Source organism: Paenibacillus sp. FSL H3-0457 (assembly GCF_037981725.1).
Classification (GTDB): domain Bacteria; phylum Bacillota; class Bacilli; order Paenibacillales; family Paenibacillaceae; genus Paenibacillus; species Paenibacillus amylolyticus.
Window position 1 is genome coordinate 398,274 of the sequence record NZ_CP150283.1, and the last position, 23,951, is coordinate 422,224.

General features: G+C 48.2%; 21 protein-coding genes. 9 read left to right on the top strand and 12 right to left on the bottom strand.

Translation table 11 applies throughout. The features are described 5' to 3' along the window. The first annotated feature begins 72 nt into the window (after window positions 1–72). The 4 genes from MHH25_RS01920 (at window position 73) to MHH25_RS01935 (ending at window position 6,304) form a co-directional block, all read left to right on the top strand. Window positions 73–729, top strand: coding sequence for an SGNH/GDSL hydrolase family protein (locus MHH25_RS01920; RefSeq protein ID WP_047840427.1), 657 nt, complete (start codon window positions 73–75; stop codon window positions 727–729). A gap of 300 nt (window positions 730–1,029) precedes the next feature. Further along, complete coding sequence (locus tag MHH25_RS01925) at window positions 1,030–3,021, top strand: heparinase II/III family protein (RefSeq protein WP_340018979.1); 1,992 nt, start codon at window positions 1,030–1,032, stop codon at window positions 3,019–3,021. Continuing rightward, window positions 3,014–4,966, top strand: coding sequence for a glycosyl hydrolase (locus tag MHH25_RS01930; protein WP_340018980.1), 1,953 nt, complete (start codon window positions 3,014–3,016; stop codon window positions 4,964–4,966). Before MHH25_RS01925 ends, MHH25_RS01930 begins: the two co-directional genes overlap by 8 nt. 201 nt (window positions 4,967–5,167) lie before the next feature. Further along, window positions 5,168–6,304 (top strand): glycoside hydrolase family 88 protein, encoded by a 1,137-nt coding sequence (locus tag MHH25_RS01935; protein ID WP_017691075.1) that lies wholly within the window; start codon window positions 5,168–5,170, stop codon window positions 6,302–6,304. 382 nt (window positions 6,305–6,686) lie between these two features. On the opposite strand, the gene MHH25_RS01940 is transcribed toward MHH25_RS01935, so the two are convergent. Then, a complete protein-coding gene (locus MHH25_RS01940) occupies window positions 6,687–7,292 on the bottom strand; it encodes a class I SAM-dependent methyltransferase (protein ID WP_036616541.1) in 606 nt (201 codons plus the stop codon). 208 nt (window positions 7,293–7,500) lie between these two features. Between MHH25_RS01940 and MHH25_RS01945 the strand changes: the two genes are divergently transcribed. Next, window positions 7,501–9,876, top strand: a complete 2,376-nt coding sequence (locus MHH25_RS01945; protein WP_339285148.1) for an Ig-like domain-containing protein — start codon at window positions 7,501–7,503, stop codon at window positions 9,874–9,876. A gap of 409 nt (window positions 9,877–10,285) precedes the next feature. Here the strand turns inward: MHH25_RS01945 and MHH25_RS01950 are convergent, their stop codons facing one another. From MHH25_RS01950 to MHH25_RS01985, 8 genes are all read right to left on the bottom strand, one after another. Next, window positions 10,286–10,831, bottom strand: a complete 546-nt coding sequence (locus MHH25_RS01950) for a chromate transporter (protein ID WP_076329890.1) — start codon at window positions 10,829–10,831, stop codon at window positions 10,286–10,288. 2 nt (window positions 10,832–10,833) lie between these two features. Continuing rightward, window positions 10,834–11,421, bottom strand: a complete 588-nt coding sequence (locus tag MHH25_RS01955; protein WP_017691071.1) for a chromate transporter — start codon at window positions 11,419–11,421, stop codon at window positions 10,834–10,836. 12 nt (window positions 11,422–11,433) lie between these two features. Next, window positions 11,434–11,928 carry an Lrp/AsnC family transcriptional regulator gene (locus MHH25_RS01960; protein ID WP_036616550.1) on the bottom strand — a complete coding sequence of 165 codons (495 nt, stop codon included), beginning with the start codon at window positions 11,926–11,928 and terminating at the stop codon, window positions 11,434–11,436. A gap of 271 nt (window positions 11,929–12,199) precedes the next feature. Next, window positions 12,200–13,315: a PAS domain-containing protein gene (locus tag MHH25_RS01965; RefSeq protein ID WP_076319585.1), complete on the bottom strand. Its 1,116-nt coding sequence runs from the start codon at window positions 13,313–13,315 to the stop codon at window positions 12,200–12,202. Next, a complete protein-coding gene (locus MHH25_RS01970; protein WP_017691068.1) occupies window positions 13,308–13,958 on the bottom strand; it encodes a response regulator transcription factor in 651 nt (216 codons plus the stop codon). Before MHH25_RS01970 ends, MHH25_RS01965 begins: the two co-directional genes overlap by 8 nt. A 121-nt stretch (window positions 13,959–14,079) precedes the next feature. Beyond that, a complete protein-coding gene (locus MHH25_RS01975; protein ID WP_076319584.1) occupies window positions 14,080–15,078 on the bottom strand; it encodes an ABC transporter substrate-binding protein in 999 nt (332 codons plus the stop codon). A 117-nt stretch (window positions 15,079–15,195) separates the two neighbouring features. Further along, window positions 15,196–16,806, bottom strand: coding sequence for an AraC family transcriptional regulator (locus tag MHH25_RS01980; protein ID WP_076319583.1), 1,611 nt, complete (start codon window positions 16,804–16,806; stop codon window positions 15,196–15,198). A 215-nt stretch (window positions 16,807–17,021) separates the two neighbouring features. Further along, window positions 17,022–17,453: a GAF domain-containing protein gene (locus MHH25_RS01985; RefSeq protein WP_076319582.1), complete on the bottom strand. Its 432-nt coding sequence runs from the start codon at window positions 17,451–17,453 to the stop codon at window positions 17,022–17,024. A gap of 376 nt (window positions 17,454–17,829) precedes the next feature. On the opposite strand from MHH25_RS01985, the gene MHH25_RS01990 reads away from it, so the two are divergent. Beyond that, entirely contained in the window at window positions 17,830–18,606 is a 777-nt protein-coding gene (locus MHH25_RS01990; RefSeq protein WP_235193905.1) for a Crp/Fnr family transcriptional regulator, read from the top strand. Between the two features lie 84 nt (window positions 18,607–18,690). On the opposite strand, the gene MHH25_RS01995 is transcribed toward MHH25_RS01990, so the two are convergent. From MHH25_RS01995 to MHH25_RS02005, 3 genes are all read right to left on the bottom strand, one after another. Continuing rightward, window positions 18,691–19,248, bottom strand: a complete 558-nt coding sequence (locus MHH25_RS01995; RefSeq protein ID WP_076319581.1) for a GNAT family protein — start codon at window positions 19,246–19,248, stop codon at window positions 18,691–18,693. 124 nt (window positions 19,249–19,372) lie between these two features. After that, a complete protein-coding gene (locus MHH25_RS02000) occupies window positions 19,373–19,528 on the bottom strand; it encodes a hypothetical protein (RefSeq protein ID WP_017691064.1) in 156 nt (51 codons plus the stop codon). Between the two features lie 153 nt (window positions 19,529–19,681). Further along, a complete protein-coding gene (locus MHH25_RS02005; RefSeq protein ID WP_036616564.1) occupies window positions 19,682–19,975 on the bottom strand; it encodes a hypothetical protein in 294 nt (97 codons plus the stop codon). Between the two features lie 224 nt (window positions 19,976–20,199). Here MHH25_RS02005 and MHH25_RS02010 point away from each other — a divergent pair, with 224 nt between their 5' ends. From MHH25_RS02010 to MHH25_RS02020, 3 genes are all read left to right on the top strand, one after another. Then, window positions 20,200–21,714 carry a DUF6359 domain-containing protein gene (locus MHH25_RS02010; protein ID WP_256721330.1) on the top strand — a complete coding sequence of 505 codons (1,515 nt, stop codon included), beginning with the start codon at window positions 20,200–20,202 and terminating at the stop codon, window positions 21,712–21,714. A 206-nt stretch (window positions 21,715–21,920) separates the two neighbouring features. Then, entirely contained in the window at window positions 21,921–22,550 is a 630-nt protein-coding gene (cdaS, locus tag MHH25_RS02015) for a sporulation-specific diadenylate cyclase CdaS (protein WP_076319579.1), read from the top strand. A gap of 286 nt (window positions 22,551–22,836) precedes the next feature. Beyond that, window positions 22,837–23,943 (top strand): Glu/Leu/Phe/Val dehydrogenase, encoded by a 1,107-nt coding sequence (locus tag MHH25_RS02020; protein WP_340018981.1) that lies wholly within the window; start codon window positions 22,837–22,839, stop codon window positions 23,941–23,943. Window positions 23,944–23,951: the final 8 nt, after the last annotated feature.

Here is a 23,951-nt window from a genome sequence, read left to right on the forward strand (position 1 = left end):
CGAAAGGGATAAAATGGAGACTGAGGTATTCAGTGTTTCCATTTTACACAAGAGGAAGGAACGATTTCAATCATGAGTACAAGTCCATCCGTTATATTGTTTCAGGGAGACTCGATTACAGATGGGGGAAGATCACGCAATGATGATCCGAATCATTTTCTCGGCCATGGGTATGCGTATCTGATCTCCAGCAAACTGGGTATGGAACTGGCGGGTAAGCAAAAGACCTTCTATAACAGAGGCATCAGCGGGGATCGGGCATCCGATCTGTACGCACGCTGGAATGAGGATACCATTAGTCTAAAACCGGACCTGATCAGCATCCTGATTGGGGTTAATGATGCCTGGCGCACGATGAATGGTGAACCTAGCGGGGTAACGGATCGTTTCGGACGGGCGTATCGCCATTTGCTCGAAGAAACTCGGGAAGTGATGCCAGATACGGGGCTGATTTTGATGGAGCCGTTTATTCTGAGAACCGGAGCGACTGCGGAGAAATGGGAAGCCTGGGAAGAGTATGTCGGTCAATATCAGAAACTGGCCCAAGGTCTTGCTGAAGAATTTGGAGCTGTGTGGGTGCCATTGCAGCAGACGTTTAATGACGCTCTGAAACAGGCGGATGCAGCGTACTGGTTATGGGATGGCGTACACCCAACCGCAGCAGGTCATGAGCTGATTGCACGCCAATGGTTGTCTGTTGTACAGAATTCTTCGCTTGCGATTGTGTAATAACAACAGCGGACAGCTACGATATGGGCAGCATTATAGGTATTCAGGATTAATTGAGGATGAGGATATAAGATAGTTAAGAATATGAGATAACCATAAAAAGCCTGTGGTGACAGGCAGAATGCAACGGAGAACCTGACGAAGGTTCTTCGTTTTTTTGGTTAGGAAGGAGAAGGAAGTAACGTCGTGGAAAGGGTTCTGATGGATAATTCTTCAAAAATGCTATCATATCCGGTAAAATGAAATCGATTACATTATAATATGGGCATGACAATCCATTAACGAAGAGTGGTGAATCCAATGGAAGATTCCATTCACGAAGTCGAAAATGAAAATATAAACCAACGTGGTACTGAGAGCAGAGCATTGAGTTCCTTAAGTGCCGACAGACTCTTGGAGAAGTTATCCCGGCCTGAATTGGCTACGTTATACACAGACTTGAAGGCTTACGGTGAACGTGCCTTGAAAGAACCCATGCCTTCCTTGTCGTTCCGTCTATATCGACAGTTCAGCGATAGGGGTGAGCGAAAAGCCTATGAGGAGGCTTATTTCGATCGAAGGGGCAGACTTGCTGCTACGGCGATGCTCGCCTTGGACAAGGCTAGGCCGGATGCACTGCAAGCGCTGGAAGAAATGTTGTGGGACGTGTGTGGTGAGTATACGTGGTGTTTACCCGCGCATCTGGGTACGGGAGAGGTCAACCAGGTGAATGGGAACATCGATCTGTTCGCTGCAGAGACGGTACATATGCTGGCCGAGATTGTGACCATTCACGCCGAGCGGCTGGATCGCCTTGTCATAGAACGGATCAGGTCTGAAGCAGAACGGCGAATCTTCACTCCGCTTTACCGGGAGCAACGGAAGTTCCACTGGCAGACAGCGGATCACAACTGGTCGGCGGTCTGTGGTGGGTGCTGTGGCATGGCCGCATTGTTGCTGCTCGAGGATGAGTCCACACTACAGGAATCGATCCCCCATACGGTCAGCTGTATGAACGCATTCTTGAGCGGATATGGCGAGGATGGCGGCTGTGCCGAAGGCATTGGATATTGGGTATATGGATTTGGTTATTTCACCTATTATGCCGAGATGCTTCGTGAGTACAGTGAGGGCGAACTAGATCTGCTGACGGGTTCCAAAATAACAGCTATCTCAGCCTTCCCGCTGCGAGTTCATCTGTCGGGCGGCACATATGTGAATTATTCGGACAGTGCCGAGCAGGAAGAGATCCCTTCCGGATTGCTTTCCCTGCTCGCATCCCGATTTGGGTTGCAGGTGGATTTGCCGCTTCATATCCCACTGCTTACTGATGATTCCTGTCATCGCTGGGCTCATCTGTTGCGGAACGTGATGTGGAGCGATCCGCCAGTGTACGGTGATGAAGGTGCCTCTGGGCAGGCTGAACGAGGATTTATTTTTCAAAATCTGGGATGGATGATTGCAAAAGGATCGTTCGATTCTCCGGATACAAAACATGCGAACGGCGCACCCCTTCATGTGGCTATTTCCATTAAAGGCGGGCATAACGATGAACCTCACAACCATAATGATCTGGGGCAGTTCATTATCCATTGCGGTGGTGAGAATATTCTGTGTGATCCAGGAGCAGGGTTGTACAGCCAAGCGTATTTTGCACCAGGCAGAGAGCAGCTGTTCCACATCTCATCATCCGGGCATAACGTTCCGCTCATTGAAGGCCAGGAGCAATGCTCCGGTCGGCAAGCGCAAGCTCATGTGTTAGAGGTAAAGCTGGCAGAGGGTGGCTGTGAGCTGAATGCAACAATGGATCTAACATCCGCATACTCTGGGGCAGCTTCACTGGCTCGTTATACGCGCCAATTTCATTGGAAGATGGCTTCTGACGGGAGCGGGAATGGAGCGGAATTGCGTCTCATTGACCGTTTTCAATGGAAGAGCAGGGTGGTGTCTTCGGCAGAACGATTCTCTTCGGTGGATGATTCAGATGCAGGATGTTCGAGCGTAGTGGAGCGCTGGATGAGCAGAGTACAACCTGAGGTGGTGAAGAGTGGTAATCTTCGCTGGCAAGGTGCACATGGGGCGATCCATATGACGTATGATGCGAACCAGTGGAAAATTCTTACGGAGAAACTGGACACAGTTGATCATGACAATGTTCCAGTCACATTCTATCGGACGTCACTATCATGGACAGGTGCAATTGATGAGACGGATGTTCGGACAGAACGCCCTAATCCGCTTGAAACGGTATGTGAGGTACGCTTCATCATTGAACCGAAAATGGGAGAAACCGAGGTGAGCATGCGTGAGTAAATATACATCTGCGTCCACGTATCCATGGAAAGACGAACTCGAACATTACCGTACATTGGCAGAACAAGCGGGCCCCCCTCCGGCAGACGGCTGGAATAGAGAGCGCAAGTTGGTACTTGTTGAAAGTGTTGTTCGCGCTTACACACCATATCAGGACAGCCAGGGGGCAATTATCGACCCGTTCTCGGGTGTGGAGAGATATTATTCTACACCGGCCTATGCGATGGCTGCGGCAGTTCTGGTTGATGCAGGGCGTACAGATTTGCTCCAATCCGCAGCAATAGCCCTGTCACAGAGCATTGATGCCCTGGTCAAAGGTAGCGCACCTGACAATCACCCTGATTTTTTTCCGGTGCTCATGATGAGAGCATATATGTTGTTGAAGTCACATCTGCCGGAACAAGCGAAGATCTGGGCTGAGGCACTCAAGACAATCAGTCCTGAACAAGATTATGTATTTACGATGAGCAAGATGAACAATCCCAATCGCATGATTAACTGGAACGCCATTATGATCTCTGGCGAATATCTGCGGTGGCATGAACAGCTGGCGAATGAGGGTACTGCGTGGATGGATCGATATCTGGAAGCCTATCATCTACCCCGGTTTACGGCCCTTGGCTTGTATCAGGATGGACCGATGGATCGTCCAAATTGTCCATTTTCCTATGATATTGCCACCCGTTATCACCTTGGGGTGATGCTTGAAGCTGGTTACGAGGGAAAGACTGCGGATACGTTACGTGAGCAGCTGCGCCATGGTGCCTTCAGCTCGTTACTGACGCTCTCGCCGCTAGGTGAGATTCCACCGCGTGGTCGCAGCTCCCAGCATCAGTGGAATGAAGCGGCGGCGGCTTATGTATGTTCTACACATGCAACGCAGGCTCTGGAGGCGGGTGATCCGGTGATGGCGGGTGCTTTTGCACGTGCGGCCAATCGGTGTTTTGCTGCTGTGGAGCGCTGGAAGATGGATGATGGACGCTTGAAAATTGTACGCAATGAATACAAGCCAGAAGATCGGCATGGGTATGAAATCTATACCAACCATACCTGTTACAATCTGTGGACGGCAGCAGCGCTGGCTCACGCTTGTCTCAGTGATCCGGGAGACGATGTGAGCGAAGTGTACCTTCCTTCCGAGTTAGGCAGCAGGGTTTTGCAGACCGATGGGTGGTTTGAAACTGTGATTGCTTCCATACCTGGTCAGCAACTGGTATTACACACGGCGATGAATGATCCGTATACGATCCCTGGTTTGGTACGGATTCAGCAGATGGGGTTACCTGGTCTGATTGGTCCGTCCGCCGCCAGCCATGTGCAGGCCGGATTTACGGAATTTGCCGATGGGGAGGTCCGACCGCTCAGCTACTGCCCTGCCTGGAAGACACCAGATGGGGTATGGCACAGTCTTGCAGAGGGGATTCCATCCGGTGGTACATATGATCGTGACGTTGGATTAGACCCTGCACAGGGAGGAGGTTCCGTTGTGTACGAGAAGGTGGACCATAATACGCCGAATCAAGTGGAGCAACATCTGGTGGAAAGAGCGTCAGAAGATGGCGGCGAGCATCGGGTTAATTCTTTTGCCGTGACATGGGTCGGTCCATTACCCGGAATTGAATCATTGCGTACCCATTATGTGCAACAGGCGGATGGGCTGACCATAACGTATGAGTTCGAAGGTGAGATTGCGGCGGCAGGTGCACTCATTCCATTGATGTTCCATGATGGTCGCGAACAGGCGGTAATTACCCATACGGATCATAACGTACGAACGGAGTATCGGGGGGCCTATGTAGAATCTACAGCGCTGGATCAGGAAGCCATAATTTATCTGGTGGAGCAAGCCGTGGCTTCACGTAATGGGTTACTGAAGGAAGCCCGGATTGAAGTGAACGGAGCACGTAGGTTGTCATTTGCGATCCGATTGGGCGAGTTTAACTGAAGGGTGTTCAGGTTGAGGATCATTAGATCTCCAAACATCTCAAAACAGCTCGAAGCATAGTTGAAAGTGTTATTCGTGGATGATTAGTGATATTTATCGGATAGCTATTGCAGTTACGGCATACGACGCTATAGATAAGTTGAGGATGAGCTGGAGGATCAAGCTTAGATGTCTGGTATTGAATCGAGGAGGGATATGTTCATGAACACATCAACGTCGGTAAAATGGCTCGAGGAAGCGTGGCAACAGGGAGCTGCCAAGACGATTCGGAATGCAAAGCGGATTAAGGATACATTTCCGCACATTGCCCCGCAGGGGACGTATGACCGGAATGATCCGGAATGGTGGACAGCGGGTTTCTGGCCTGGATTGTTATGGCTGGTCTATGAGGATGCTCCGGAAAGTGAAGCGGTCGCTCCGCTACATCGCATTGCCGAAAGCTGTGAGCGGCAACTGGAAGGTTGTCTGCGTGATCCCGAATCGGTGGATCACGATCTGGGGTTCATCTGGCTGCTTAGTGGCGTAGCCAACTACCGCCAGACGGGTAGCATGGATGGACGGCGGCGCGGAATGCTTGCCGCCAACCTGCTCGCTGCCCGGTTCCACGTGCGCGGTGAGTTCATCCGCGCCTGGAACTTCAGCTCGTCAGCAATGGATACGCGCGGCGTAGCCATCATTGACAGCATGATGAACCTGCCGCTGCTCTACTGGGCATCCGAGCAGAGCGGCGATCCTCGCTTCCGCTGGCTGGCGGAAGCACATGCGGACACCGTGGCGCGCGAATTCATCCGCGCTGATGGGTCCATCTGCCACGTGGTGGAGTTCGATCCACACACGGGGCAGAAGCTGCGAGAGCATGGCGGACAGGGCCATGCTCCAGGTTCCGCCTGGGCGCGGGGGACCGCCTGGGCGTTGCACGGGTTTGCGCTGTCTTTCCGGTATACGGGCGAAGCCCGATATCTGGAGACAGCGGAGCGTGCGGCCGATTTCTTCCTCGCCATGCTTGGCGAAGAGATCGTGCCGGTGTGGGATTTCCGCGCACCTGCGGAGCATCAGGTGGCGTGGGACTCGTCCGCTGCGGCGATTGCCGCGAGCGGGTTGCTTGAGCTGGCGAAGCTGTCGCCGCGCGGGGAAACCTATGCTGCCGCGGGAGAGCGCATCGTCCGCGGGTTGCATGAGCACTATAGCTCAGGCGACTCGGCAGCGGAAGAAGGTCTGATCATGCAGGGAACGGTGCATTACCCGGAAGGGCGAGGGCTGAATGTGCCGATTATATACGGCGATTATTTCTATATGGAAGCGCTGGCGAAGCTGCGTGGACATGCGGGGTTATTTTAAAAGAAGAATTGAGAACTACGGGCAGGAAGAACCGAAAGTGAGAACGGATTAGTAAGGTCGTCGTGTTATGAGCCTTCGAGTTGTTTCATTAGATTCAACTAGTTAATCAGTTATATATTCAGTATTTATTGTCAGTAGCGTCATTAGCAAACCATCATCACCTGTCCGCGTGAGACTGTCTCCAGTATCAGGAACGATATTCCTTCTATTGGAGACAGAGTATACCTAAGCTTCTTTGAATAGACAAATCAAGGTGAGCGGACAGGCAGATGGTGTACATAATCGAAGGAAGACAAAAGAAGTATCTGGCCTATGAATATCTCATTCTTACGGGTCCAGTTGGGGTGCAGAATTAGCTATGCTTTACTGAAAGAATCGATTTTCACTTCGAAGGTGTACGTCTCAGGATGACAAAGTCGGCTGATGATTGATCTGGATAGCGCTGCGGAATAATCTCATGAACTTTGAAATCAGGGTAGTCGAAGAGATATTCGAACAGATTACGGTCCTGGATTGTATCAATCCCCGGGTTGCCGTTTTCTTTCAAACGGGTGTAAAGCACCACCCATGCTGTTGAGGAGTGCAGAATATCATAGAGGGTATTGCGAAAATCTGTTTCATCCGTGATGTGATATAACACATCCAGACAGACCGTCAGATCGGCTTGCAGGAAACCTCGGTTAATCCATAGGCCTGGTGTATACAGCATGAAACTCTTGGACGAATCCTTGGCAAATTGGGAAGCACAACGCTTTACTGAAGAAGCCGCTACATCCACGCCCAGGTAGTCCTCATAATTCATGTATTGCAACTGGTTGCCATCCCCACATCCAAACTCAATGACACGATGAATCCCTTCACGTTGAATCAGTCCGTTCACGACCTCGGCCTTGAATTCAGCCAAAACCCCGTATGAACCCCTCCCAGAAGTTTCACCCGAACGATATGTTTCCTCCCAATACCCGATGTAATCAAAAGGCTGATGCATTATGTTTCCTCCAATCCTGTTAAAAGAAGTTCAAGACTGCCAATATACATAGGTATGCGCAATATTCGCAGGTATGATCGGTTGAAACAGGAATAGAAGATAAATTAATTCCCATAGAATTCCCTGAAAATTTCCTGAAAGTCTAAACATCTGGAAAGAACTTGCCGACATAAAACATAAGGAAAAAAATGATGATAATCGGGGGGAAATGATGTTAAAGCCAAGATTGACCAAGTACATGGTGATGATGCTGGTGTTGATGCTGAGTATTTCCAACGTAGGCTTGGCCGCTGCGGCAGATAAAGAACTGTCCAAAATTGTGGTTTCCAAGAATGAGATGTCGCTCGAAGTTGGTGATTCTGGGTCTGTTACGGTGACAGGGGTATATTCAGACAATACCTCGGCTAATGTAACGATTAGTACAACCTGGAGTAGCGAAGATACTTCGATAGCAACTGTATATAATGGTGCAATCACGGCCAAAAAAGAAGGTAAAGCGACGATTACGGCAACTTACCAGGGTCAGAGTCAGACTGTTCAAGTGAAAGTAACGAAGAAGGTCAAAGCTCTTTCGAAAAACGTGCAAAGTCTGGATTTGCGCACGGGAGATACAAAAGAAGTTATTTTGACAGCAACGTATAGTGACAATGAAACAAATAATGAAGCAGCAAGTACTGCAGAATGGTCTACCAGTGATGAGAAGGTTGCTACCGTGGTGAATGGTAAAGTAACTGGACAAAGCGCGGGTACAGCTGTGATCACAGCCAAAGTTGGCAGCCAAAGCGTGACGGTGGATGTTAACGTTGAAGTGGTTAAACGTGTAGATGTAGATAAACAGCAAGTTAACTTGCTGTTGAACAAAAGTGAAAGTGTGAAAGTGACGGCTACGTATCCAGATGGTACAACCAAAGATGTAACCGATCTGGCGGAGTGGACATCCAGCAATGAGAAGGTCGCAGACGTTCTCAAAGGCGAAATTACAGGATACTCGGCAGGTTCTGCCAAGATCACAGCCAAATACGGTACGAAATCTGTATCCGTTGACGTGGATGTGGATCTGACCAGCAAGCTGAGTGTGGAGAAACAAAGTATTTTCTTCCGTTTGGATGGGGACAAGAATACAGCCAATATCGTATTAACGGCTTCTTATCCAACCAGCAGCGATGTGAATGTAACGGATCAGGCGACATGGACATCCAGCAACGAGAAAGTTGCAACGGTATTCAAGGGGCAGATTACAGCCATTAGCGCAGGTTCAACAACGATCAAAGCAACCTATAGTGGAAAAACTGTAGAAATTGCTGTAGATGTAGATACGGCAAGATATCTGGATATCAAAGATGTAAATGACAAGCTCGCCATGAGTGTTACCGGTGATAACAAGTCTAAGACATTGGTAGCCAATGCCGAATATATTGATGCCAGTACAGAAAATGTAACTTCCAAAGCAACATGGACTTCAAGCAATCCAGATGTCGTATATGTATCAAACGGCGATCTGATTGCATACAAATCCGGTACGGCTACGATCACTGTAGCTTATGGCGGTAAAACGGTTAAATTCACAGTGAATGTAGACGTAGCAGACAAGTATGAGATGGACAAGAAAAAAGCATCGGTAGCCGTTGGTGGAACGACTTCTGCCAAAGTACTGGCGTTGTATGGTGAAACATCCAAAGATGTATCTGAAGATGCAACTTGGAGCAGCAGCAGCGACAAAATCGCTGAGGTAGATAGCAAAGGGGTTATCACAGGTGTTGCTACAGGTAAAGTAACCATTACCGCGAAGATTGAAGGCAAAACACTGACTCTGCCTGTTGAAGTAGGTATGGCTAGTGGACTGGAAGCAGATGTGAACTTCGTTGTTCTGTCTGCCAAAGAAACTCAGACGATCCTTCTAACAGGTACGGATGAGGACGGCAACACGTTGGATGTTACATCCGAAGCAACCTGGAAATCCAGCAATGCACGTGTAGCAGATGTGAAAAAAGGCGTGATCACAGGTAACAGCAGTGGTAAAGCCAACATCACAGCAGAATACGGCTCCAAAAAAGTGACGATCCAAGTTGAAGTGGATGTCATCACACGTATTGAAGCTTCCGAGCCGGTTCTTTCCCTGAAATCAGGCGATACAGCTGATCTGACGGTAACTGCCTTCTTGAGCGACGGTAGCGAGCGTGATGTTACGGACAAAGCTGAATGGAAAACGAACAGCTACAAAGTAGCTCAAGTGACCAAAGGTAAAGTCAAAGCTACAGGTTCAGGTAAAGCCAAAATCACAGCAAAATACGGCAGCAAGTCTGTAACGATTGCTCTAGATGTGGATACACTGAAATATTTGCAGACGGATAAAGTAACGTTGACCATGAAACCTGGTGAAAAGGTAACTGTGGCGGCTACTGCAACGTATGCTGATGGCAGTGAAGCGAATGTATCCAAACCGGCTCTCTGGAAATCTTCCCGTATTGCAACAGCATCGGTGAAAGATGGAATTATTCAGGCGAACGGCAAAGGCAAAGCAACAATTACAGTAACATTTGCAGGTGTGAAAACCAAAGTGACGGTAGTGGTTGAAGCGAAGTAATTGCTTTTCCAAATGTGAGCGTGAAACGCACAAATAAAACGGTGATGCCAGCCAATAGCTGGTATCACCGTTTTTTGGTCTATAAACTAGGCATGTCTTCAAGCGCTAACGAATCTGAAACGTCTTATTCAGGGGTCTGGAGCATTTGCAGAAATCTAAGGAATCTGAGACACGTTATATCGGAAAGTACAGTCTGTTATAGCACTTTTGTCAGGTATTTTTGGTGAATAACGTGTCTGAGATTCCTTACAATTTATAAAGAGGACCTAAAGACCAAAAAAGACGTCCTGAGTTCCTTAGAAAATGAAAATAATCTAGCCATTCGCCAACGTCCAGAACCCTCGCATACACCATCCTATTACAGATGTATAACCAAGTGATTCTGTGACGTTCCCCGTATGTTCTACTACTACATCGTGTGAGACAGTACCAGCGCACCATAGGCAAAAGCGATCACAATCAGAATGGCCGGATGCAGCTTGGTTTTGGTCATGACCCAGAGCGAGATGCCTGCAATGATCAACGTCTGCCAGATGCCGATGGAATTAGTGGACAGCTGTCCAAATTCCCATGTGAGCAGAATCATGAGTACGGCGATAACAGGCTGCACAAGCAGTGTCATGCCTTTGACTTTTGGTGACGTGCGATGTTTGTTCAACAGACGAAGTAATATAATTAGTGCGGTTGCGGAAGGCACGATTGTGGCAAAACTTGCGATAAATGCCCCAAACCAGCCTGCTACGTGGTACCCGACAAATGCAGCAATTTTGGTTGCAATCGGGCCGGGAAGGGCGTTACCAATCGCCAGTACATCACCGAATTGCTCGGTGGTCATCCATTGGTAGTGGTTCACAATCTCTTCCTGCATAAGCGGAATGGAAGCCGGACCGCCCCCATATCCCAAGATGTTTGCTACGAAAAATCCCCAAAATAATTCCCACCAGGTTTGGAGCATCCTTAGGACACCCCCTTATCGGACTCGCCTTTGGACTTGAAGCGCTGAACCAGATCCAGATGGAAGACACCATATCCCAGGAAAACCGCGATCACAATCCCCGGATGGATATCCAACAGCTGCAATAGTACAAAGGCAATTACGCCGAATAGGGCGGCAAAAACTTTACCAAGTCCCTTCCAGGCTTTCATGGCAAATTCATAAGCCATCATGCCCAGCATGACAAAAATGACCGGCCTTACGGCGGCTACCATGCCTGCTACCACTTTCGACTCGCGTAGCGCGTACATGGAACCGAGCAGAGCAATAATGGCAATACTTGTCGGCAAAATATGAGCGAGTACAGACACGATCGCGCCCAGCACACCTTTGGTTTTATAACCGAGATATGCGGCCATTTTGGTCGCGATGGGACCCGGCAAGGCGTTGGCGATAGCCAAAATCTCGCCGAACTCCTCATCACTGACCCATTTGTAACGCGTAACGGCTTCGTAACGGATTAATGGGATCACCGAAGGGCCGCCGCCATATCCGAGAATTCCGGTTCGTACCATTCCGATGACGAGACCGTTGTAATCTTTCCAACCCATGCTGATTTCCTCCTAGAGTCTCATGCCCATCCGGCTTTTATAACGTTTCAACAATAGCTGTGATTCCACTTTGACGATACCCGGCATCTTATAGAGCTTCTCCAGCAAAAACTGCTCCATCTCTTCCATATCCGCAAAAATGCCGTGCATGTGCAGTGTACTCGGGCCTGTCATATGATAAAGGCTGGTGACGGCTGGCTCTTCATCCAGTTTCTCAGCGACTTCATCCAGGAAGGGCGGTTCAACATCGACATTAAAAAAGGCCGAGACCTGAAGCCCAACTTTGCCAGGGTTGATTACAACGGTGAAGCGTTCGATGATTCCTTTTTCGGATAACGCATTAATGCGGGCCTGAACAGCTACACGTGACAACCCGATCTGTGTACCCAGATCCGTATAGGATATTCGGCTGTTGTGGTGAAGCGCGGCGATGATTTTGCGATCCATCTCGTCCAGATTGTACATTTGTGGAATTTCTCCTCCTTTGGAGGAGCGTTTCTCTGACATGTTGACCATCCTTTTCTCTCGCTATATGAAATGAACAATGAAATTTTACTAATCATACAATGTGTATGTGGCATTCATAGTTTAATGACGAATCGTAACTGGAGTCAATCTATTTATCATGATTATTGAATTTAACCGATTTTGAGCCTTCATTTTGTCATTTCGACCAATCGGAAAATAAAAAGACCACTCGCACAGTCCAATAGCGAGCAGCCGTTAAATAATAGATAAGCTGGAGTAAAGCGCAAAGTGTGATACGAAGCATGTCTGGTTATCCCTGTACTGTCTTGGGCAGTAAAAGGGTAACGGTGGTCCCTTCGCCAGGCTCGGAAGACACTCTTAACGTTCCTCCTGCACCACGGGCACGCTCTTCCATACTGAACAATCCAACGCCATTGCCTGCGGTTGCTTCGCTGAATCCAGCACCTTGGTCTTCAATAATAACCATCGTCATGTTCTCAGCGTCTTCTATAGTAACACGTGCCTCGGCAACATCGGCATACTTCGCGACATTGGTTAAGGCTTCCTGAATAATCCGGTAGATAGCTATCTCCCGGTTCATCTCCAGTCGTTTGCGCAAATTACATTCCAGATCAACTTCGATCCCGTAGTGACGGGTGTAATTCTCGATATACGTACGAATCGCCGGAACAACACCCAGGTCATCCAGAACGGATGGTCTCAGCTCCCATGCCATACCGCGTACATCTTCCATGATACCCGTGACCTGTTTACGAAGTGCTTCAACCCCGGGGTGAGGCTGGTCTGCCAGCAGGCGATCCATCTGAATCACCAGAGAGAAGAGACTCTGTCCAATCCCGTCATGCAGTTCACGCGAGATCCGGCGTCGTTCCTCTTCCTGAATGTTCATCACTTGGGACATCATCTTTTGCAATTCTGCTTCGACGGATTTCAGCTTGGTGACCTCGCTGCGTACAGCCAGGTATTGATAGGGCTCCCCGTCGTTATCAAGGAAAGGCACGATGGTGGTGTTGACCCAATAATGACTGCCATCTCTCGCACGATTGAGAATTTCCCCGTTCCATACCTTACCTGAGGATATCGTGTCCCACAGGTTTTTCATAAAGCTTTTGCCATGGTATCCGGAATTAATGATTCGATGATCCTTACCGATCAGTTCCTCGCGCTCATACTGCGAGATTTCACAGAATTTATCATTCACATACTGGATTTTACCCTTGCGGTCTGTCAGGGCTACAATGGAGGATTCATCCAAGGCAAATTTCAGATCACTCAGTTGATGCAGGGAACCCTTCAACCTGCTGCGAAATTCATTATCCGTAATGTGATTATCGATTTCGTTCAGCAGGAGGCGTACGGGCTGGTCTGCGAGTCCACTTAATCTGTTCTTGCGTGCACTACTCAAAGTTCAGCAACCCCTTTTTCATGGCAAACTTCACCAGTTCCGGTCGTGTACGCAGGCCAAGTTTCTCCATCAGATTGCTTTTGTGGGATTCGACCGTTTTGACACTGATGATCAGATGTTCGGCGATTTCCTTGTTGGCGTAACCCTTGGCAATCCAAGACAAAATCTCTTTCTCCCGCTCGGATAACGTGTCATACGGTCCGGCGTTTTCCTGTTTGGCTTTGTCCAGGTATTCACTCATCAGCCGCTTGGTCGCACTTGGGTACAGATAGGCGCTACCCTCTGCTACGGAACGAATTGCAGCAAGTAATTCTTCATGCGGCGCACTTTTGAGGATATACCCGGATGCTCCCGCATGGATGGCGCGGAACAGATATTCTTCATCGTCATGCATGGTTAGTATCAAAATGGAGACATCTGGCATCAATTTCTTTAATTCAGCGGTAGCAGTCAGACCGTCTTTGCCTGGTGGCATGCTGAAATCCATAAGGACCACATCTGGTTTCAACTCTTGAGCCTTGGCAATGGCTTCATCGCCATCTGCGGCATCTCCAACGATATGTATATCATTCTTTCCTTCAAGTAAGGCGATCAGCCCGGAACGCACGACAACATGGTCGTCTACAACTAATAGTTGAATCACATGATTTCCCCCTGTCCGCTTCCTTAGTTCTATCTATATCATAACAAAAAAAGAAGCCATTCAGAGCTTTAATCTCCGAATAGCTTCTCTTACTCAACGTGTGGGATAGAAACATTAAACCTTAATGTTCTGTTTGGCCGAAACGTTCCTGAATCATATTGGCAATTTCCTGGACCTGTGCCTCCACGGCAAGAGGATCATATGGCCAGAACCGTTCCCCATCCAGCTTGAACACTCGATTGTTCTTCACGGCGTCCAACGATGACCAGACGGGTGATGTTTCATCCAGCGAACCACCATTGGATAAATCCAGGAAAATATAATCACCGGCATAATCCGCCAGTTTCTCCTCGGATACAGTTACAGTATCTTTATCCTGATCAATCAGTTCCTTTTGTACAATGTCTGGTGCTTTCAGTCCGAGCTGTTGGTAGATGGCTTGCCCACCGCGGTTGACACCATCTCCGTTGATATACCAATCCTTACCAAAAAGACTGAAGTTGGAGAAAGTCGTACCTTCCTGAACCAACCCTTGAATGGAGTCCTTGGCTGACTTCACTTTTACTTCGAATTGGGACAACCAGTCTGCGGCTTCCTTTTGTTTGTTTAAGATTTCTCCAAAAGCAGTGATTTCCTCATGCACATTGTCGTATGTACCATAAGGGATGATGAGGGTTGGTGCGATTTTGCGATATTGCTCATTCAGCTTCTCATCTCCACCTACAGTGACGATCAGGTCGGGCTCAAGCGAAAGAATTTTTTCGACTGAACCGCCGTCGATACGACCAATGTCTGCTACGCCTTCAACCAGATCAAGCACATAAGGGCTTTCCAGCTCATAATCAGGTGCGCCTACTGGTTTGATACCAAGTGCGAGAAAATCAGCGAGGTAGCCCTGTGTCACAATCCGCTGTGGGTTCGCGGGTATTTCAACGTCTCCATTAACGGTGGGTATGACCTGCGTTTTTGCGGCGCTGTCTGCCGGTTGTTCTTCTGTAGCAACAGGTGAGGAAGGTTTATTTTTTGTGGTTTCTTCCACTTGGCTTGAGCAGCCAATAATTCCAATCACCAGTACCAGGAACATAAGCCCAGTCCACCATTTTGATTTAACCCCTGTCATTCTGCTTCTCCCCAATCAATAATGATTATCTTTCTCAATAAAACCTCCTTAATATCGTAGCTTTTGGATACAAGTATCGTCCATCTCAAAATGTGACCTCTTGAGCATGGACAATGGTTACCTGTTCTTTTCGCCATTCTCCCGAATCAGGATATCTACCATAAGCTGAAGTTGCTTTTCCAGAGCCAGCGCATCATTACACCAGAATTGTTCCAGCTTGAGAGGATATATCCGGCTCTTTCCGTTATTCATAACCTTGTTCCAGTGTGGTCGTTCCATGAGTTTGACTTGTGCATCATGATAGAGACCGCCTTCATGTGAGGAGAGCACGAGAAACATATGGTTTGCTGCATATTCCGTCAATTGATCTTCCTGAATGAACTGATGATTATTAGGTTCCAGAACGTCACGCAGAATACTGGGAGGAGGTGTAAGATTGAGTCCATAATAGACGTTGTATGCCGCTCTGGCGGTTACATTCCAGATACAGATCGTTCCATCTTCCCAGAGTTCATATAACCCAACGGTTTCATCAGGCTGGATTGCAGCCCCAAGTCGTTCAGCTTCACTGCTGACCAGCGCGGTGTAATGCTCTATCCAGTCTTCGGCAGCCTGCTCTCGACCTATGATTCGTCCGATAAGTTGAACGGTCTCCAATCGATTTAACTTGTCCCATGGCAGGACCATAACTGGAGCAATCTGTTCCAGTTGTTCGAGCTTATGGGGCAAATAGTATAGATAATCTGGCGCGATGATCAGATCAGGTGGTTCAGTTCGGAGGATTTCTTCCACACCATATTGATCCAAATCCAGTACATCATGCAACTCGTCTTGGATTAGCGGTGACATAGCCCAGGGTAGGAATGAGGCGGCAATGGGTTGAACGCCTAAGGCTAACAGATCTCCTGTGTACTGTACGGTAGCAATTCGTCTTGCGCGGGGCTGTAGTCGGTATTCACTTGGACTAATCCCAGTAAACTGCTTAAATTTACGACTTAAGTATAAACCGTCGGAGTATCCCACAAGCAGCGCAATTTCATTTAAGGTGGCATGCGTGGACAACAGGTATTGCTTTGTCTTGTCCATACGAACTCGGGTCAAGTGAGCTTGAAAGCTTCGTCCAACCTGTTTTTGAAAGAACCTGGAGAAGTAGCTCGCATTAAACCCGGTTAATCTGGCGAGTTCTTCACGGGTGAGATGACTGTCATAGTGATGATTCATGTAGCGAAGTGCTTCACGAATTATACTGTCTACCATTTCTGTAGAAGGTTTAATCGCCAGCTTGAATAATTCAAGCAATTCACTCAGCAGATAATGCGACCTGGCTTCTTCTGTCTGGACACTTCCTGTCCTTTTTTCGGAAAGATCCTGGATGATTGCCAGCATTCGCAGAACCTGTGGACTTGCTCCGGTCTTCGAACCATGTGAGGGCAAGTTCACTGTTGTTAGCTCATAAACACGTTTGTCAGGACTCTCTTCCGTTAATGCATAATCCTGAAAACCGATATGATACAGGGTGAAGGCAGAAGGTGGGATATGTATCAGCTCCAGGGAGCATTGGGGATGTAGAAAAAGTAACTGTCCTTTATGTAAAACACCGTGCTCATTACCATATCTATAGTCCACCGTCGCTGTGCAGGTAACCAATGAAGGCGTTTTTATGGAAATGGTACTGTTGTGCTGTGTGGATTCCCATGGAATAACACTGGCAGTTGTCAGTACAAACATATCTGTAGCCTCCTCAGCTGTATATACTATCTATGAATATATGAATGTATGGACTCGATTATATCAATCTATGTGAGTGACGTCGATGTATACAGATGAGCGAAGACAGGTGAACAGACTAAGGCTTGCTCCGCTGTAAATAACTATAATAAAAAAAGCCTTGATACTCCCCGAAGGAAATAACAAGACTTCTTCCATATTAAAGACAGATGTTGTTATCCAAACACCTTCGGCTGAAGATGTAGAGCGACTTGCTCCGTCTGCCGGATCATGTCCGATGAGAAGGTGCAAGGCAGTCTGCTGCCAACGAGCAGCACGGCGCCAGGCACGCTTCCTTCCTGGAACACAGGTACCGCTATGGCACATACCAGCCGCTCAGCAAGCATTAACGGGCAACGACCGGGTGTATGCTCCCCGGTGGATTGTGCATCAGATCGAGCTGTGCGTCCAGTCCGAAGGGCTGTGCCCACCAGATCTTGTCCGGGGCGCATTTCCATGCGTTTCACCCGTTCATTACTAGCCCCAGAGGTATACTTCCAGCGTAGCATCGTCCCGTTAAGACAGGCAAGTCCACAGAAGTCGCTGGATGTGTTCAGGCGCAGGCCGTCGATCATCTCCTGAATGCCAGATGGCAGTTCATCATGCATGAGAGGACACTTCCTTTTTCGAAATTATAACGTACGTGACGTGTAATTATTATCATTAACCTTTGAACAGGATCATCTTAAAGTAAGGGTATTACAATGTTAGTTCTATTGTAGACCCTTTCTCTTACGTTGTAATTCAGGGAAAACCCCTATTTCCGTTCTATAATTTACTGAACTTGGGCAGTGGAGGACTCCTGAGTCAGGTGCACCAAGGGATTGAAGAAATGCGAAGGATGAGGCATATCGGTGAAATGTGACTTTTCTCACAGCAAACTCAGGGAGTTTCTCGTTAATGATCAGGTAATCCCCCGATAACCCTCACGCTACTTTCGCGGTATGATGGATACATAAGGAATTACCGAGGGGGACGAAGGTTATGGGTACAGTATTTGTAGAAAGAACAACCCAAAGAGCAGAGCAGAAACAAACGGAGGCGGGCAAAATGACACGAGAAACAGGCGGAATCCTTTCGTTCGTTACATCTGAGCAATGGGGCCTGATTGAAGCAAAAATGCAGCCCAAACGGGTGAAGTCGGGGTATAGTCTCTTTCTCGAAGGCGATGAAGCCGGATATCTGTACTACATTCGTTCGGGACGAGTGAAAATGACCAAGTCGACGGAGGATGGCAAGGAAATTATTTTATCCATTCAGCAAAGCGGCGATCTCATCGGTGAATTCGGCGGCATCGGCGGATTGAATCATAGCTACAGTGCAGAGATGGCGGAAAAAGGGGAACTGGCCATTATCTCGCTTAGCGATCTGGAAAGTATACTCAGCAAACATGGCGACCTTGCCTTGAAATTCTTGCAATGGATGGCACTGTCGCAGCGGATCACCCAGTCGAGATTCCGTGATTTGCTGCTCTATGGCAAGGCGGGTGCGCTCGCTTCGACACTGATCCGTGCCAGCAATTCGTATGGCAGGGTTACACCGGATGGTATTGTGCTGGACATGAAGCTGAACCATACCGATCTTGCCGAGATGATTGGAGCGACCCGGGAGAGCGTAACGCGGATGCTGGGGGCATGGAAGGAACAAGGTACGCTGGATATGATGGACGGCAAACTGATGATTCGTGACCTGGCAGCCCTGCGTTGTATGTGTGGATGTCCTACATTCCCCAGCTGTCCGGTAGAGCTGTGCCGACTGTAAATTAGTTTGTTCAGAGGCTTCACCTCCATTGGCGATTGGGGTCGTTACGGAGTAAAAGAAAAGCTGGCGTCCCATATATGGGAGTCAGCTTTTTGTGTTTCTTTGAAAATGTTCACCTGCATATTCCTTTGCAAGAATCGAATAGATCACAGAGTCATGAAAGGAACCTTTGTAGAACCAGTGCTCCCGCAGCAGACCTTCACGCTGCATGCCAATCTTCTTCATGACATTCTCCGAAGCTGTGTTGTGCGGACGACATTTGGCGTAAATCCGGTGAATTCCGAGTTCGTTGAAACCGAAGCCTAGTAGAGCACTGGCTGCTTCGGCCGCATACCCTTTCCCTTGATAGGTGGGATTAAGGACGTAACCGATCTCTGCATTGGTTTTCTCCATCACGTGAATACCGACTCCGCCAAGGAGAGTTCCATCACTTTTCAAACATATTGCAAGTTCAAAGCCCTCTCTTGGATGTGCCTGCTGTGTGTCCAACACAAACTGCACGTATGCTCGTGTATCTTCTTCCGTATTCGGTCCCCAAGCCGTATGCTGAGTAACTTCTGTCATGGATGTGTAGCTATGTATACTTTTCCAATCGGTCTCCCGAATCTCCCGGATGATCAGTCTGTCAGTCTCCAATTGCATCGTTGTTCACTCCTTCACGTTTGAATAACTTTACTGTACATTGTACAACAAAAATAGCCCATAACAGATTCAACGAATGAATCGGTCATGAGCCATAATGTAGATTTATGATGTATGTGGCATGCTATTGTGGTTGTTTACATTGAACTGCGGGATAAGTATAAGCCAGCTTACGGATAATTTCCTTTTGCCATCTCGTATCACCCAGGTTGGTTGCCAGGTTCAGAAGATCCAAATAATCGTCAAGCTGCAGATCAGCCTTTTGCAGAGTTGTATTCATTCGATGTTCGTTCCCCTTTATCTATAAAATCGTAAAATCATATGCAGTAGAAAGTTACAAAGAGACAAGTTCAAGAATGATAATCATTATCATGTTTATATATTCATTATGCAATGAACGCTGGTAAAATGCAATCCCAAGTCCGCATCGAATTCAACTTTTTTCTGAAAATAGGCTCATCCACATCACATAGGGAATGTATACACCGAGATATGCAGACGGATACAGGAACCAGCCATTCAACAGGAAATGATGAATCTCGGTGGTGAATGTGGTCATGTGAGCATTCGTCGCATACACATCACCAGCGATAACGGTTGCCGCACTATAGAAGCAGAGTAGTGCAAGAATATGAAACAATCGTCTAACCATCCGGGAACGAAGAGCAACATAAGCCATAATCAGCGGAACAATCAACAAGAGTATTAAAAATACCAACTTCATCATCGTTTTACTCCTTCGGTAAATGGAATTCTAATGATAATCAGTATGGGCCAATAGACTCAACTTCTAAACTTTTTCATAAACTTTACAAAAAGAAAGAGGAATTCAGCATATGAACAATTAAATTAAAGGAGGATAACCCATTATCAGGTAATTTGGAGGAGGAGAAAGGGAATATGAAGAAGGCGTTATGGCAGCACTGGATCGGGGCATTCCTGGTCTTTATCATGATGGCAACCGCACTGCTGGGGCCGGGTTCGCAAAGTCCGGTACAAGCTGCAGCACCACTTACGGTATCTCAGGCCATCGCTGCCCAGAGCGGTGGAGGAACAGCAACGGTTGAAGGAATCATTGTTGGACATGCTACCGGGTCGCTTACCGCGAAGTTTACATCTCCGTATGCCAATGATTTTAATGTTCTGATTGCGGATTCAGCGTCAGAGCGGACCAACGCCAGATTATTGGATGTACAGATTCCCTCATCTTTCCGTTCGCAATATGGATTGGCGTCCAACCCCAGTCTTGTAGGCAAAAAGATCATCGTAACCGGAACCTTAGGTGCCTACAACAGCTATGCAGGAGTCAAAAACCCAACGTCCATCACACTTTCCTCCGGAACAACCAATCCTGATCCAGAACCGAACCCAGGCACAACACTGCCGGACGGTACCGGCAAGAAAGTATTGTTCGATAATACCCACGCCCAGACAGCAGGTGCTGCCGACTGGATTATTGACGGGGCATTTTCGGATTTTGCCAATGGTTTGCGAAACGCAGGCTTTGCCGTGGATCAGCTGGAACGCAGCATCCCGTATACATTCGGTGAGCAAGCCATCACCTATAATAAATTGAAAGATTACCACGTCTTTGTCATCGGCGAAGCCAACGTGCCGTTCAAAGCGACTGAGCAGGCTGCGCTGGTGCAGTACGTGCAGAACGGAGGGAGTATTTTCTTCATCTCCGACCACTATAATGCAGACCGCAACAAAAACCGCTGGGATTCTTCCGAAGTATTCAACGGTTATCGCCGCGGTGCCTTCCTGAATCCGGCCAAAGGCATGTCTTCGGCTGAAGCCGAATCACCAGCGATGCAGAGTGTGACGAGTTCAGATTGGCTCGCGACGAACTTTGGTGTTCGTTTCCGCTACAATGCACTCGGCGATGTGAACGCATCGGATATCGTTGCACCTGCACAATCCTTTGGCATTACGGCTGGTGTTAATTCTGTAGCCATGCATGCGGGATCGACCATTGCAATTATAGACCCGAACAAAGCCAAAGGCTTGGTCTATGTACCAAGTGGTGTGTCCAAGTGGGGCAATGCCGTGGATCAGGGCGTATACAATGGTGGTGGACGAGCTGAGGGTGCTTATGCAGCCATTGCAAAGGTTGGTGCAGGCAAAGCCGCATTTATTGGCGACTCTTCACCTGTAGAAGACGCGACTCCTAAATATTTGCGTGAAGAGACCGGTGCTACCAAGAAGACCTATGATGGATTCAAAGAAGTGGACGATGCAACGTTCCTTGTGAATACTGTGAAATGGCTAGCGGTCAAAGAGAGCTACACCAGTCTGGCACAAGTGCCAGGACTGACATTGGATACGGCAACAAGCCTGCTTCCTATCGAAGCTCCGGCCGCATCAACCGAGCCACAACTTGAGCCATGGGCTGCACCTGCGGCAGGGTACAAATGGTATGATCCGACTACATTTAAGACAGGTTCATACGGCAAAGCGCAATAAGTGAAGTAGACATCAACTCAACATGCGAATAGGGTCTGACCGTGGAGTTTGCGGACAGGCTCTTTTTTTTGCTTGTTATATCAGTGACATTCACGAACATGATTAGCTCATACCACCCTGCCATTGCATAAATATCTGCTACGGAGGGGAAGGTATGGGTACTAATGATGCGGCGTGAAGCCCAACCCAACCAGAGGAGGCGGCGAATGATGACTCACCAAGCAGACTGTGACAGTTCCTCGATGAGACAGAGGCTCAAGGCAGATCTGCATCGTGTGGCGGATCGAATGAACATGACGTTATCCCGTTTTGACAATGACAGTGTCTGTCTGTTGGGGCAGTTTGCAGAGATTCGAGCGGAAATCAAGCAGATCGAGGTGCTCGCCTCTTCGTTTTATCTGGATTGTTATCTGTCACCCTTTACCGAGAAGTTTGCCGAATTAACATCGAGCGTACAGCATCTATCTGACCGGAGATATGGGGCGTTGATTGTGATTGAACGGGAGATTCCGTTGGAGTCGATCATTCATTCAGGTGTGGCTGTGGATGCAAGAGTGACGCATGCGTTGCTGGAATCGCTATTTATTCCCGGTGCACCTCTGCATGATGGGGCTGTGTTGATTCGTGGCAATCAAATTGTATCCGCTGGTAATGTGCTGCCGTTGTCGCAAGCGGAAGTGCATGAACGAAAAATAGGCACTCGTCATCGGGCTGCATTGGGTTTAAGTGAATTGACGGATGCGGTTGTGTTGGTTGTCTCCGAGGAGACAGGACAGGCTTCATTCGCTGTGGATGGCGATTTGCATCCAATCAATGTGGTCGAAACGCTCCCTTAAATGTGAATGATCAAGTGGCCTACTTGGGGCGATTAAGTTGATGCAGTTGAGGGAAGTGTACCTTTCTCCTGTAAGGGAGAGAGGTTTTTCTATGGATAGACGATAAAATTATAATCTGAAATTCGACCGCTATGCTCCCGCCATATGAGAAACATCGATCGATGCTTCTCTGACATTGCGATGTGATTTTGCACAAACTGGGTATTCATGGGTACAATAGAGGATGGTCAATGATAGAGAACAATGCGACTGGATCGCAAAAATGGTTGGAGGAGACGGTTAGCACATGAGTTGGTTTGAAGCAATGGAGCATCACGATTATGAGGAACTGGTTCTGTGCCAGGATCGAAATTCAGGGTTAAAAGCAATTATCGCCATACACGACACAACACTCGGCCCTGCGCTGGGAGGCACGCGGATGTGGACTTACGCTTCAGAAGAAGCAGCCATTGAAGATGCCCTGCGCCTTGCCCGTGGTATGACATATAAAAATGCGGTATCTGGCCTGAATCTGGGCGGTGGCAAAACCGTTATCATCGGAGATCCGCGGCGCGACAAAAACGAAGCGATGTTTCGGGCGTTTGGACGATATATTCAAGGGTTGAACGGACGTTATATCACGGCCGAAGATGTGGGAACAACGGAAGAGGACATGAACCTGATCTATCAGGAAACCGATTATGTGACAGGCATCTCCGCGAGTTATGGTTCATCCGGTAACCCATCGCCTGCAACGGCTTGGGGTGTATATCGTGGGATCAAGGCAGCAGCCAAAGAAGCATTTGGTACCGATCTGCTGGAGGGTAAAACGATAGCGGTCCAAGGTGTCGGCAATGTGGCGATGCATCTGTGCAAATATCTGTATGAGGAAGGTGCACATCTGATCGTTACGGATATCCATAAGGACTCGGTGAAACAGGCTGTGGACCGCTTCGGCGCAACAGCAGTTGATCCCGCAGACATCACGAGTGTGGAATGTGATATCTATGCACCATGTGCACTGGGCGGCACGATTAATGACGGTACGCTCAAAACGCTCAAGGCAAAGGTTGTAGCGGGCTGTGCCAATAATCAGCTGTTGGAGACCCGTCATGGGGATCAGCTGTATGATATGGGCATCGTATATGCGCCTGACTATGTTATCAATGCAGGTGGCGTAATTAACATTGCGGATGAGTTGAACGGTTATAACGCGGATCGGGCGTGGAGCAAGATCGGAGAGATCTATTCCACTCTGGAGAAAATATTTGAAAGCTCACGTACCGAGGGCATCGCAACCTATGTTGCCGCAGATCGTTTGGCTGAGCGACGGATTGAACAGATGAAGAATACGCGCAGTACATTCTTGCAGAATGGTCACCACGCATTGAGTTCCCGAAGATTGCGCAAGTAAACTTAATA